This window comes from Deinococcus sp. QL22, from assembly GCF_023370075.1.
In the GTDB taxonomy this organism is placed as follows: Bacteria; Deinococcota; Deinococci; order Deinococcales; family Deinococcaceae; genus Deinococcus.
The window spans coordinates 78719-91190 of sequence record NZ_CP097149.1 but is presented as its reverse complement, the minus strand read 5'-3'; the positions used below and the strand labels follow the sequence as shown (position 1 = coordinate 91190).

11 protein-coding genes and 1 other RNA gene are annotated in these 12472 nt (G+C 61.0%); 5 read left to right on the top strand and 7 right to left on the bottom strand.

Features of this window, described 5'->3' with window-relative positions:
• The first annotated feature begins 24 nt into the window (after positions 1-24).
• Positions 25-837: an indole-3-glycerol phosphate synthase TrpC gene (trpC, locus tag M1R55_RS00440; protein WP_249394088.1), complete on the top strand. Its 813-nt coding sequence runs from the start codon at positions 25-27 to the stop codon at positions 835-837.
• Here the strand turns inward: trpC and M1R55_RS00435 are convergent.
• The 4 genes from M1R55_RS00435 to M1R55_RS00420 all read right to left on the bottom strand — a co-directional run bounded on the left by M1R55_RS00435 (position 834) and on the right by M1R55_RS00420 (position 5376).
• The gene (locus M1R55_RS00435; protein ID WP_249392797.1) at positions 834-1961 is read right to left on the bottom strand and encodes a hypothetical protein; all 1128 of its coding nucleotides are present in this window, start codon (positions 1959-1961) and stop codon (positions 834-836) included. The genes trpC and M1R55_RS00435 overlap by 4 nt on opposite strands.
• A gap of 122 nt (positions 1962-2083) precedes the next feature.
• Positions 2084-2935, bottom strand: coding sequence for a carbohydrate ABC transporter permease (locus tag M1R55_RS00430; protein WP_249392796.1), 852 nt, complete (start codon positions 2933-2935; stop codon positions 2084-2086).
• Between the two features lie 14 nt (positions 2936-2949).
• Positions 2950-3882: a carbohydrate ABC transporter permease gene (locus M1R55_RS00425; RefSeq protein WP_249392795.1), complete on the bottom strand. Its 933-nt coding sequence runs from the start codon at positions 3880-3882 to the stop codon at positions 2950-2952.
• A 234-nt stretch (positions 3883-4116) separates the two neighbouring features.
• Positions 4117-5376, bottom strand: coding sequence for an ABC transporter substrate-binding protein (locus M1R55_RS00420; RefSeq protein WP_249392794.1), 1260 nt, complete (start codon positions 5374-5376; stop codon positions 4117-4119).
• Between the two features lie 504 nt (positions 5377-5880).
• Here M1R55_RS00420 and gatA point away from each other — a divergent pair.
• Entirely contained in the window at positions 5881-7365 is a 1485-nt protein-coding gene (gene gatA, locus M1R55_RS00415) for an Asp-tRNA(Asn)/Glu-tRNA(Gln) amidotransferase subunit GatA (RefSeq protein WP_249392793.1), read from the top strand.
• Between the two features lie 103 nt (positions 7366-7468).
• Here the strand turns inward: gatA and M1R55_RS00410 are convergent, their stop codons facing one another.
• Together M1R55_RS00410 and truB are read right to left on the bottom strand one after the other, a co-directional pair.
• Positions 7469-7867, bottom strand: a complete 399-nt coding sequence (locus M1R55_RS00410) for a hypothetical protein (protein ID WP_249392792.1) — start codon at positions 7865-7867, stop codon at positions 7469-7471.
• A gap of 1 nt (position 7868) precedes the next feature.
• Positions 7869-8801 (bottom strand): tRNA pseudouridine(55) synthase TruB, encoded by a 933-nt coding sequence (truB, locus tag M1R55_RS00405; protein WP_249392791.1) that lies wholly within the window; start codon positions 8799-8801, stop codon positions 7869-7871.
• Between the two features lie 248 nt (positions 8802-9049).
• Between truB and M1R55_RS00400 the strand changes: the two genes are divergently transcribed.
• From M1R55_RS00400 to rnpB, 3 genes are all read left to right on the top strand, one after another.
• Positions 9050-9430 (top strand): hypothetical protein, encoded by a 381-nt coding sequence (locus M1R55_RS00400; protein ID WP_249392790.1) that lies wholly within the window; start codon positions 9050-9052, stop codon positions 9428-9430.
• Positions 9427-10230 (top strand): pseudouridine synthase, encoded by an 804-nt coding sequence (locus M1R55_RS00395; RefSeq protein ID WP_249392789.1) that lies wholly within the window; start codon positions 9427-9429, stop codon positions 10228-10230. Before M1R55_RS00400 ends, M1R55_RS00395 begins: the two co-directional genes overlap by 4 nt.
• 43 nt (positions 10231-10273) lie before the next feature.
• An RNA gene (gene rnpB, locus M1R55_RS00390) (RNase P RNA component class A) lies at positions 10274-10728 on the top strand.
• 135 nt (positions 10729-10863) lie between these two features.
• On the opposite strand, the gene M1R55_RS00385 is transcribed toward rnpB, so the two are convergent.
• Positions 10864-12378, bottom strand: a complete 1515-nt coding sequence (locus tag M1R55_RS00385) for an alpha-amylase family glycosyl hydrolase (protein WP_249392788.1) — start codon at positions 12376-12378, stop codon at positions 10864-10866.
• Between the last annotated feature and the right edge of the window lie 94 nt (positions 12379-12472).

The window sequence follows — 12472 nt, the reverse complement described above, 5'->3', positions numbered from 1 at the left end:
CTTCCGTATATGGTACTTCCGGCTATGGTGCAAGGCAGCGTAGATACGTCCAGAGAAAGCGTGAAGCTGGATTTCAGCGGGGTTCCGGGCGTGCTGGGGCGCATCGTGGCCGAACGGGTGGCCGACTATGCGGGCGCAGAGGCCAGCTTGGGCGCGGCCCGCCCCCGCCATCGCCGCTTTGAAACTGCACTCCGGGCTGATGGATTGTCACTGATTGCCGAGGTCAAACGCGCCAGTCCCAGTCAGGGAGCCATTGCCCCGCTTGACCCGGCAGAGGCAGCGTTGGCCTACCAAGCGGGCGGCGCGGCGGCCATCAGCGTCCTTACAGAGCCGCGCCACTTTGACGGCAACCCAGAAGCTCTGCATGCCGTTGTTGCTGCCATTGCGCTGCCTGTTCTCCGCAAAGATTTCGTGGTACATCCGGCCATGCTGCGCGAGGCCGCCGATTGGGGCGCGTCTGCCGCCCTGCTGATGGTCAGCGTGTTGGGGGGAGCGGTAGGCGAGTATTTGCAGATGGCGCACCACCTGGGGCTAGATGCCCTGGTCGAAGTCCACGATGAACGCGAGCTGGACATTGCCATGGGGGCCGGAGCCGAAATCATCGGCGTAAACAACCGTGACCTGACCACGCTGCACATCGATCTGGCCGTCAGCCCGCGCCTGATTGCCTGCGCCCGCGCCGCAGGATTCACGGGCCTGCTGGTGGCCGAAAGTGGCTACCGCACCCCGGCAGATTTAGTTGTGGTGCGCGGACTGGCCGATGCCGTGTTGGTGGGCAGCAGCCTCGCCGGAAGCGGAGACTTGGCCCAGGCGACGCGGGACTTGCTGAGCGTTTAGTTTGATCTCGCAAACAACCGCTGCTCGTACAGACAGGCTTTGAAGAAGGCATTCCAGGCATAGGGCCACGTCTGCCCGCTGCTGGCAAGGGCGGGGTTGTTGTGCCACGCGGGGCCGAGAAAATTGGCCCAGGCGTCGGTCAGGTAGGCCTGCGTCAAGGGACTGAGCGGGTCGGCGTAGGGGTCAGGTCTGATGGGCAGGCTCGCCAGCAGATAGCCCCGCAAGCGCGATGCACTCAGCAAAAAATGATCGTGGGGGGAGTTGAGGGCGGCTCTGGACTGCGCTTCGTCGGTAGGATAGGGGCCGTTCAGCGTCACGTTCAGCGAGCGCAACCTCTCGGATTGCCCAACCGCATCTTCCCAGCCCATCTGGGTCAGGCCCACCGTGCGCGACAGGCGGCCTGTGGCTCCGCTGCTACCGTAGGCTTCGGTGGCCCGCAGCGCCACAGTGTCGGTAAAGGTTCGAAGCCACCCCGACAGGCCGAGGCCGCTGCGTGCGCCTGCCTGCTCGTTGTCCAGAATGGCCGCCAGACCACCGGGCGTCAGGTGCAGGGCATTGGTTGCCCGCACGATGTTGGCGCGGTTGGCCCGCACGATTCGCGGCGCGATGGGCACCGGAGCTTGCCGTGCCAGTACCCGGTCACCGGGGCGGGTGCCCTCGGCCCAGTCCAAAAACGCCAGCCACCCCTGCACATTGTTCAGCGCTGCTTCGGGGCTGCCAAACACGCTACGGCGACTCAGGGCCGGATTCTGGTTGCGAATCTCGGTGTCTAGCAGGCGCATCACGGCGTTGGCCCGCGCACGGCCGAGAGTTCGGGAAGCTTGCAAATAGGTCTGGTAATGCAATTCGCTCAGCCTCAGGCGGCGGCGCTCGCTCACGCGCACATCGGTCAATGCCTGCTGAAAGCTGAGGGTGGTGAGAGCGTACTTCTGCACCACTTCTGGCGAGAGTGTGCCTACCCGCGCCGGGGGCAGGGGGGCCGCTTGCTGTGCTGGGCCGCCCAAGAAGTGCTGAGCATAAAAGGCCACTGTGGGACTGAACGCCAACAACACCAGAGCCAGCACCGCCGACACCCAGCGCCCCACATGCAGGCGCGGCACGGGGGGAACAGGCGGGGCGGTCATAGAGTCAGCCTAGCGGGAATGGGGGTGGGGGTAGGTACAGTTCTGAGCTGAACGGACGAAGCCACAAAAAAGCCGCCCCGAATTGGAAGCGGCTGCAAGAAAAGTAAGTTTGGAAAGGAGGTTTAGCCTTTGACGGCTCCGGCGGTGAGACCCGAAACGATATTGCGTTGGAACACGAGCACCAGAATAATCAGCGGCACAGTAACCACGATGCTGGCGGCCATGATCTGGCCCCAGGGCTGGTCGAACTGCGTGGCCCCGGAGTAGTTGGCGATGACCACAGGCACGGTGCGGCGAGTGCCCATGAACGTCAGCGCGAACAGGTATTCATTCCAGGCGTTGATGAACGCCAGCAGACCTGTGGTCACCAGGGCGGGCATCATGACCGGAAACAGCACCGAGAACAGTGTGCGGAGCGGTGAAGCGCCGTCTACGAGCGCAGCCTCTTCCAGTTCGCCGGGAATATCGCGCACAAAGCTGGTCAGCACCCACACCGTGAAGGGAATGGTGAAAATCAGGTAGCTGAAGACGAGGGCGATGGGGTTGTTGTACATATCGAAGGTGCGAATCAGGGTAAACAGCCCGCCGAGTACAGCAATTTGCGGAAAAACGCTGACCGCCAGAATGATGTACATGATCATAGACTTGCCCTTGAACCGGAAGCGGCCCAGAGCATAAGCGGCAAACGATCCGAACAAGAGACTGATGGCAACTGCGCCCACTGCGACAAGCAAGCTATAGCCGAGGCCGTTGATAAAGTTTTCGTTGGCAAAGACGTCGCGGTAGTTGTTGAGGGTAGAAGGCGCGGTGACGAATTGGAGCGGCTGCAAGAACAAGTCGCCAGATCTCCGGAAGCTTGTCAGGACGGCCCACAAGAAGGGCACCATCAGGTAGATGGTAATGACCGCGACCAAAATATAAAAACCGGTGCGCTGAAGGTAATACAGGGCGGGATTCTTGCGTTTCAGATTCATGATGATCAGCCCCCTTAATCGAACTTGACGCGGAAAGCCGTGACATACAGCACGACGATCACCATGATGATGAGGAAAATCGCCACAGAAACAGCGCTGCCCATCCCGAGGAGCGAGTTATCGATCAGTTGCAACCGGGCGTAACCGGTCATGGAGGTGGTGCCCGCATTCACCGGCCCCAACATCACGTACATCACATCGAACACGCGCAGGGCGTCGAGGCTACGGAACACCAACGCTACCAGTAGCGCAGGCCGCAACAAGGGTAGGGTCATGCGCCAAAACTGCGTCCACTTGGTCGCGCCGTCCATGTCGGCGGCTTCGTACATATCGGTGGGCAGGCTTTGCAGGCCAGCCAGAATCAGCAGGGCCATAAACGAAGTGGTCTTCCACACGTCCACCGCGATCAGCGCCCAAATTGCGCTGTCGGTATTGGCCAGCAGTGCTTGCCCGCCCAACAATCCGCGCCCGATCAGGCCAAAGGAATCGTTGTACATGTAGCCCCACATCTGGGCACTGACCACCGTAGGAATGGCCCACGGCACCAGCATGGCGGTTCTTAGGAAGGCGCGGCCCGGAAAAGCCGTGTTCACGACGAGGGCGATAATCATGCCAAAAACGGTCTCTAGGAAGACGGAAACCACCGTAAACAACATGGTGTTCTTGACCGCTTCCCACCATTTGGGGTCTTGCAAAAAGCCCAGTTGCACGCCTTCGGCAGTGGTGAACCAGAAATTACCGATGCCCAAAAAGGTGCGCTCATCTGGCGTGGTTAGGCTGGCCTCGAACAGCGAAAAGAAAATGGTGCGGTACAGCGGGTAGCCAGCCACAAGTGCAATGGCAATCAGCGTAGGAAGCAGCAGCCACAGGGCTTGTTGGGCGCGGGCCGCCTCGATGCCCCGGCGTCTGATGGGTGCGTCAAGTTTGGGTGTGGCATTGGTGGTCATGAAAGTCCCCCTGTTCCGCCCGGTGGGGCAGGATGGTGGCCGCAGTGGGTGCCGTGCGGCGGCGGTGCGAAGAATGGCGAAACTTGATCAGAGGCTGGAAAACTTACAGTGCATCTTCGCCCAATCCCGTGTCATGAGAAGTATTCGACAAAAATAAAGCTTTGATCTAAAAAAGGAGGACGCCCGGTGTGTGGACGTCCTCCCGGCACGCTCAGGAGAGAGCGTGGTTAAGGATTACCAGCCACGTCCCTTGATGCGGGCGAGGTCGGTGGAGAGTTTGGCAACGGCGGCCGTGCCCTTGCTCTTGCCGTTCAGTACGTCGCTGACGGCGGTGCTGAAGGCCTGCGACACTTGGTTGTACTTGCCTTTGGTGGGGCCGGAAGGACGGGCGACGGCACTGGTGAACACGCTGAGGAGGCTGCCGAAGAAGGGGTTTGCCTTCAGGACTGCAGGGTCTTTGTAGAGCGTCTGGATGGTGGGGTTGTAGGCACCTTCGACGGCGCGAATCTTCTGCTCGTCGGGGCCGGCGAGGTAGCGCACCAACGAAATCGCGGCGGCCTGGTTCTTGGAGTAGGTGCTGACGCCGAGCTGCCAGCCGCCGAGCGTGGCTGCGTTGCGTGCGCCGCCACTGGGCAGAGGGGCGACGCCGATCTTGCCCTTGACCTTGGAGTCGTCGCCTTGGCCGAGTGCCCAGGCGTAGGGCCAGTTGCGCATAAACGCGGCGTTGCCCGACTGGAAAATACCGCGTGCTTCTTCTTCGCCGTAGGTGGTGACGCCTGCGGGCGAGATGTTCTTGACCCAGCTGGCAGCGGCGTCGAGCGCAGCAGCAGCCTTGGCGTTGTTGATGGTGATGTTGCCCTTGTCGTCGACGATGGTGCCGCCGCCGAAGGAAACGACCCATTCCAGCGCGTCGCAGGTCAGGCCTTCATAGTTCTTGCCCTGCCACACGAAGCCTGCAAAGGACTTGTTGGCCTTCTGCTCGCCGGTCTGAATTTTCTTGGCCATCGTGGCCAGCTCAGCCCAAGTCTTGGGGGCAGTCTTGTAGCCGTATTTGGTCAGCAGGTCGGTGCGGTAGTACAACAGGCCAGCGTCGGTGAACCAGGGCAGGGCCACCAGTTTGCCGTTCACGGTGTTGGCCGCAACGATGCCTTTAAAGTGAGCGTTGACTTCGGCGGCGGGCACCTTGGTCTTCAGGTCAACGAAATGCTGAGACAGCAGGCCGGGCCAAACGACATCGAGCTGATACACGTCGATGTCGCTGCTTTTGGCGGCCAACTGCTGCTGGTACAGGCCGAGGCGGTCATTGGTGAGGTTGGGGCTTTCGAAGATTTTGACGGAGTTGCCCGTCTTTTTGGCCCAACGATCCGCGCCTGCTTTACACAGTTCGAGTTCCTGACCAACAGCGCCGCAGGCCAAGGTGACCGTGACCGCTGCGGCCTGAGAGTTCGCTGCGATGGCAGCAGTAAGACCGATGATGGCGATTGCTTTCTTCATGCATCCCCCTTGGTGGTTTTAAACTGCACCGGTGTGCAGCCCCGCCCCTTTTCGGAAGCGGTTCCACGAAAGTCTAAAAGTTGGTACGTGAAGGCTACACTGTGAAATCGGGCGTGTCAATGTTGTCTTAACAATTGGGGGGTTGAAAACAATCTCTATGAAGCTCGGCCACCTCTGACACGGCAGTCAGCAGACTCTACTGCAAACACATCGCTGTCTCAGATGTAACCGCTTACAACTAAAATGCCCGCCTCTTGAATCTTCTTAGCCGCCTTACAAAGCGGCCAAACGAGTTTACGAAACTAAAATTTCAGAAGCTTCCAGAAGGCTGCTCAGATGGGGCGCATACAGTTGAAACTGCTGTACGATGGGTAAATCGGGATGCTGCGGTGAAAGCGCTACTTTCGGGTGGGTAGGGGCCAGCGGTACGGGCGCAGAGGTGTCGGCAGGGCACTTATCTGGCCTTCCGCTCTCTTCCCGCACCTGCGCCGTTACACTGACGTGATGTCTGTTCCCGCGACCCCTTCTGTTACAAACACGCCCCAGCCTTCTGCCACCGACGTGGCGCGTGCCGTGTTGGCGCAGGAAACCACACCGCAAGCCCTGTTGTCCGAATCGTTGGCCCGAATCGAGGCAGCCCAGCACCTGAATGCTCTGATCAGCCTGAATGCGGGGGCCGAAGCACAGGCAGAGGCGGTGCACGCGCGGATACAGGCGGGCGAAGCTTTGCCTCTGGCGGGCGTGCCCATCATCGTGAAGGACAACATCAACGTGCGCGGCACCCGCACCACCTGTGGTAGCCGGATTTTGGCGAACTACACTAGTCCTTACGACGCCACCGTTGCCCGCCGCCTAGTGCAAGCGGGCGCGGTCATCGTGGGCAAGGCCAACATGGACGAGTTCGCGATGGGCAGTTCCACTGAATCCAGTGCCAGTGGCCCGACTCTGAATCCTTGGGATACGGCCCGCGTACCGGGCGGCAGCAGCGGCGGCAGCGCGGTGGCAGTGGCCGCCCACCTTACGCCCATCAGTTTGGGCAGCGATACAGGCGGCAGCGTGCGCCAACCCGCCGCATTCACAGGGGTCTATGGCCTGAAGCCCACCTACGGGCGCGTCAGCCGCTTTGGACTCGTGGCCTACGCCAGCAGCCTCGACCAGATCGGGCCGTTTGCCCGCAGCGCCGCCGACCTTGCCCTGATCATGAACGTGATCGCCGGACATGACCCACAGGACGCCACCAGCCTGCACGCGCCCCCGCAGTTTGCTGCCGGAACCCCCGACGACCTGCGCGGCCTGCGTGTGGGCGTCATCCGCGAGAGTTTGGAAGGCAATACGGCAGGCGTGGAGAGCACGCTGAGTGCCACGTTGGACGCCCTACGCGGGGCCGGGGCCAGCGTGCAGGAAGTCAGCGTCGCCAGCGTGCGGCACGCCATCGCCGCCTATTACCTGATCGCCATGCCGGAAGCCAGCAGCAACCTCGCCCGTTACGACGGCATGACCTACGGGAGCCGCGATACGCCCGGCGCAGATGTGAACACCAGCATGACCCTGACCCGCGAACACGGTTTTGGGCGGGAAGTGCAGCGCCGCATTCTGATCGGCACCTACGCCCTCAGCAGCGGCTACTACGACGCTTATTACTCCAAAGCCATGAAGGTACGTGGTCTGATCGCGCAGGATTTTGCCCGCGCCTTTGCCGACTTTGATGTGCTGGTCACGCCCACCAGCCCCTTCCCGGCCTTCCGGCACGGCGAGAAATCCAGCGATCCACTTGCCATGTACGCCGCCGATGTGGATACGGTCGCCATCAACTTGGCTGGACTGCCCGCCCTGAGCGTGCCCGCCGGGTTTGAAACTGTAGACGGCGTGCGCCTGCCCGTGGGCATTCAGTTCATCGCCCCCGCCCTGAAAGATGAATTGCTGCTGACGCTGGCCGGGGGGTTGGAGGGCGTGGGAGCCGTGCAGATGGAAGGGCCAGCGGGGTATTGAGGGGTTTTTGCACCCGGAAGAGGCGTAGCGATTCTCTTAAAATCTCAGCAGTGAGACGGATTCCATAACTATTAAAACAAGAGTCTTAAGTAAGTAGTTAACATTAGACGTTAACTACAGCAAAACGAATATTATCTCCTCTAAAATAAAGCTGATAATATTTAATATCTTCCAATTCCAGAACTTCAACGCCACTGTGACATAGAACAAGATATTGATCTCTTTCTGTGCCAAAAACGGCAACTCCATCAGATATAACCCGATTGGAAGTATTTTTGGGAAAGTTGATATTCATCTCATTTACATTGCTAATACTGAAATGCAGCCTACACCAACGATGGGTAATAGATTCTGGAAGGAGACGGCATTCTAGTATAAGTGACACGTGTGGATTTTCACTTCCGTCTTCGTAAGAAACATTTATTTGCATAAGAAGAGAATCACAACATCCGAAGAATGGTTGTAATTGCTCTCTAAAGTTTGTGTAATTGAGTTGTGTCATGTCATGCCCACGCCCGCACCACCTTCAACTCTGCCCCGTCTCCATCCACCACTGCCACCAATTCCCCATTCAGCGTGACCACTTGACGCCCCTGTGCCGTGTGCTGGGGGCGCTTGCCCTGGCGCAGTTCGCGGGCTAGGCGTTCGTCGGCCTCCAGGCGTGGAAAATCGAGGGCGTCCAGATCGGGGATGCTTTTTGCTTCTGCCAAGTGTTCCAAGTCGGCGGCGGCAGACAGGTCATAGCGGCCCACACGGGTGCGCACCAGTCCCGACAGGTGGGCAGGCGCGCCCAGCGCCGCGCCCACATCCCGCGCTAACGAGCGAAGGTAAGTGCCGCTGCCCACGCGGGCACGCAGCAGCAGGGTGGGAAACTCGCCCAACGGAGTCGGGAAGGGAAATGTTTTGCCCTGTGCGTCAGGAGCCCATCCCTGCGAAATAGGGGAGAAGCTGTGTGGCGCGGCCTCCATACTCTCGTAAATGCCCAGCAGTTCCAGCGAATGAATGACCACGTTCCGGGCAGGCAAGTCCAGAGTGCCCCCGGCCCGCGCCACCGCGTAGGCCCGCACGCCGCCCACCTGAATCGCGCTGTATTGCGGCGGAACCTGTGCCAGCGGCCCCACGAAGTCGGTCAGGATTGCCCGCACGCCGTCTTCGGTCAGGGGCGGCACATCGGCGGTGTCGTCAATCGGGCCTTCTGCGTCCAGCGTGCGCGTGCCTGCGCCGAGGCTGACCCACGCCAGATAGTCCTTGCTGTCGGCGTCCATAAACTGCACGACTTTGGTGCTGTCGTTCACGCACAGTACCAGCACGCCCGTTGCCAGCGGGTCAAGCGTTCCTGTATGGCCCACCCGTTTGGTGGCCAGCGCCCGCCGTGCCCGGCCCACCACGTCATGAGAAGTCAGGTTCAGCGGCTTGTCTACGGCAATCACGGGCATATGGGCCAGAGGCTATCAGGCCGGGGACAATTCGAAACATCTCGGCACGGAGGCTGTGAGGCCGTCCGCTTTGCTCAGGGAGACAGCATCTTGAATGCATTCTTAAATTCCTGCCTGTGCACAGAGCATAGATTCCTCGCCCACCACGCTTTTCCCCTATTCCACAACCTCCGGCCCACTTCCCAAGCGCCCCCCTTCTGTGCCCTACTGCGCTCCTTTGCCGCGCCGCCTCCCGTACACTGCCCGGTGTGTTGCGTGCTTCTTTCTGGTTGACGGCTGTGGTGTTTTTGCCCCTCGGCCTCCTGCTTTACTTTCTTCCGGCGACGCTAGCAGGCGCGGTGGGCGTGTCGCCGTTGTGGTTGGCCCGCGTGTGCGGCGGCATTTTGGCCGTGTGGGGCGTATTCCTGATAGCGTCGGGATCCACTTCCGGCCAGCCCAATGCCATAGCAGTGGGCGGCCTCGTGGGTGCAAACCTGCTCAGCGCCGCCACCCTTATTCCAGCGGTCATCCGGCAGGGAGAAACCATGCCCCCCGGCCTCCGCGCCATTTTGCTGGGCAGCGCGGGCGTGCTGATCCTGCTGGCCGTCACTGCCCTTCTTTCCTTTCCTTCCCGCAGGAGTCGCCTATGAATTCAAATGAGAACAATGCTGGCGGGAGCAACTCCGGCACCAACGCCGAACGCCTGCAAAAGCGTTTGGCGCGTGCTGGCGTAGCTTCCCGCCGCGCCGCTGAAGAACTGATTACAGCTGGCAGGGTCACCGTGAACGGCGAGGTCGCCACGCTGGGCCGCACCGTGACCCCTGTAGATGAAGTGCGCGTAGACGGCAGTTTGGTGGAAACCGCCACCACTGAACGCGTCACCTTTATTCTGCACAAACCGTCCGGGTACGTCACCACGGCCCACGATGAATTGGGGCGGCACACCGTGATGGAAGCCATGCCCAACGTTCCCGGCCTGCACCCGGTGGGGCGGCTGGATATGGACAGCGAGGGTCTGCTGCTCCTCACCACCGATGGCGATCTGACCCTCACGTTGACCCACCCGCGTTACGGCCACGAAAAAGCCTACCGCGCCTGGACAGACGGCGAATATCCGCCCACCCAGGAGGAGCTTGACGGCCTGATCGAAGGAGTGCTGCTCGAAGACGGGGTTGCCAAAGCCATAGACGCTACCCCGGCCCGCGTGGGCGCGTTTGTGACCATCGGTGACGGGCGCAAAAGGCAGGTACGCCGCATGTTGGACGCCATCGGCCACCCAGTCGTCCGCCTGATGCGCTACCGAATCGGCGGCCTGTGGCTGGGCGACCTCGAACCCGGCGAATACCGCGAACTCAGTGAGCGCGAACTGTACAACCTTCAGAACCCAGACCGCGTGCCGCCCCATGTGCGCGAGCGGGACGAACGCGAAACGATGGGGCGTTGGGGGTAAGGTTGGGCGCACCGCGCCTGCCCTTCCTGCTACACTCGGCCACGCGGGGGAATGCGCGGTCGCGCCCTGACCTTAAGAGGGAAACTTCTTGGGGAAGGGGTGAGGAAAGTCCGGGCACCGCAGGGCAGGATGCCAGCTAACGGCTGGTCGGCGAGCAGAGCGCCTGCATGAGCGCCCAGAGCGTGCAGGAAGCGGCGAAGCTGAAGGACAGTGCCACAGAAACCAGACCGCCAATATTCTGCCGAAAAGGCTAAGGTCAGGGCGAAGACCGAATATTGGTCAGGGTGAAACGGTGCGGTAAGAGCGCACCAGATTCTGCGGAGACGCAGGGTGCTGGTAAACCCCATCCGGTGCAAGACCCGACAGTACGCGAGGAGCGGCCCGTTCCATTGACCGTCAGGATGGTCGCACGAGGCGTCTGGCAACAGCCGTCCCAGAGAGATGACCGCTAAGTCCGCAAGGGCGACACAGAACCCGGCTTACAGTTCCCCCGCACCACTTCCGCCACCTCAGATGTTTGGGGTGGCGGAAAGGATTTTGTGCAGTTGATTGATGAAAGAAGAGCGATCCGTCAAGGCCTTCCACGTCCAGTCGTAGCGCTTCCAGCGGATACCGACTCCACGCTTCGGCTCCTCACTTCAGCGCAAACGCTGCTGCATCCCGCCCCGGCAGGCTCAGATGTAAAAAGCCGCCGCTGACACTCACTTTGGCATCCTGTCCTGCGAAGAGACTGCGTGTGGCTGCCAAGTTCCCGACCGTCAACCCAAGCGCCGAAAGACGAATGGAATAGGACTGGCGGGCTTTGCCGTTGTGCCATGCGGCCAGCACCGGCTCGCCGTTCAGTTCGCGGGTAAACAGCAGCAAATCACTTTCCAGTTTGGGCGGCAAGGGCAACAACTTTTGCGCCCCCCGGCTCAGTGACGGATTGGCCTTGCGTGCAGCGATGGCGGCGCGGGCCACCTCGTAGACGCTGCGTTCAGCAGGTGTCCAGTCGGCCTCAAAGCGCATATCGCGGCGGTTGTCGGGGTCGGTGCCGCCGCGCATGGCGATCTCGGTGCCCTGCCAGATCACGGGCACGCCGCGCAGAGTCATCAGCGCACGCAGGCCGTATTTGGTGCGGGCCTGCCCATCGTCTTCAAAGAGGGTGCCGTTGGCAAAGCGCGGCACGTCATGATTATCCAGAAACAGCGCCACTTCGCCGGGACGCTGGAGTTCTTCGGCCCGCGCCACCACGCCCGCCACCCGGTCAAGCCCCTGACCACTCATAATGGCGTCGCGCATGGCGGCCTGAAGGCTGAACAGGAACAGGCTGTCGAATCCGGCCCGCTGCCACTCGGACACCGTGCCTGTATCGGCGTCGTACCATTCGCCCAATGTCCAGGTTCCGGCGGCGCGGTCACGGGCCAGCAGCGCATTCAGAAAGGGCCGCTCCACGTGCTTGATCGCGTCGTATCGGAAGGCGTCCACTCCCCGCTTCCGCCAGAAATCAGCAGCGTCGAACAGAACTTTTTGAACCTCTGGACTGGACTGCTTCAGGTCGGGCAGACCCGCCAACGCGCAGTCCACGTCTTTGTTGGTTGTGGCGGCGCACTCCGCTTCCCCGTTAAACCACGCGGGCTGCTGCTTGACCACGTCTGCCGCGTACCCGTAATGGTTGATGACCTGATCGAGGATCACGCGCATTCCGGCCTTCTGGGTGCCACTGATCAGGGTGTCGAAATCGCCCAGGGTGCCGAAATGGGGGTCTACATCCTGAAAGTTGGCGGGCCAGTAGCCGTGATAGGCCGCCGTCTCGAAGGAATTGCTGGCCTGCTGGCGATAAATCGGCGTCATCCACAGTGCCGTTGCGCCCAGATTTTGAATGTACGGCAGTTTGGCCGTCAGTCCGGGCAGGTCGCCGCCATGCCACGCACGCGGATTGGCGCGGTCTACGCCAGCGTTGTTGGCTGTATTGCCATCGGCAAAGCGGTCAGGCATGACCTGATAGACGATCTGCCCTTCAAAACTGGACGGAGCCGCAGCAGTTTGGGCACTGGCAGCGGAACCCAGCAACGCCGACAGCAAAAGTGTTTGCCGGACAACGTGAGATGACAGACCCGCGACAGGTCGCCATTCTGAACCCTGCTTGTCTAAACACTGCTTGAGCATAGGCTATGGTACCGCCTGCGCTGGAAAGCCAGAACGTTAGTCCTCCAGTCATCAATGAACAGCCAACAAAATGACCTGCCCCAATCAGGACAGG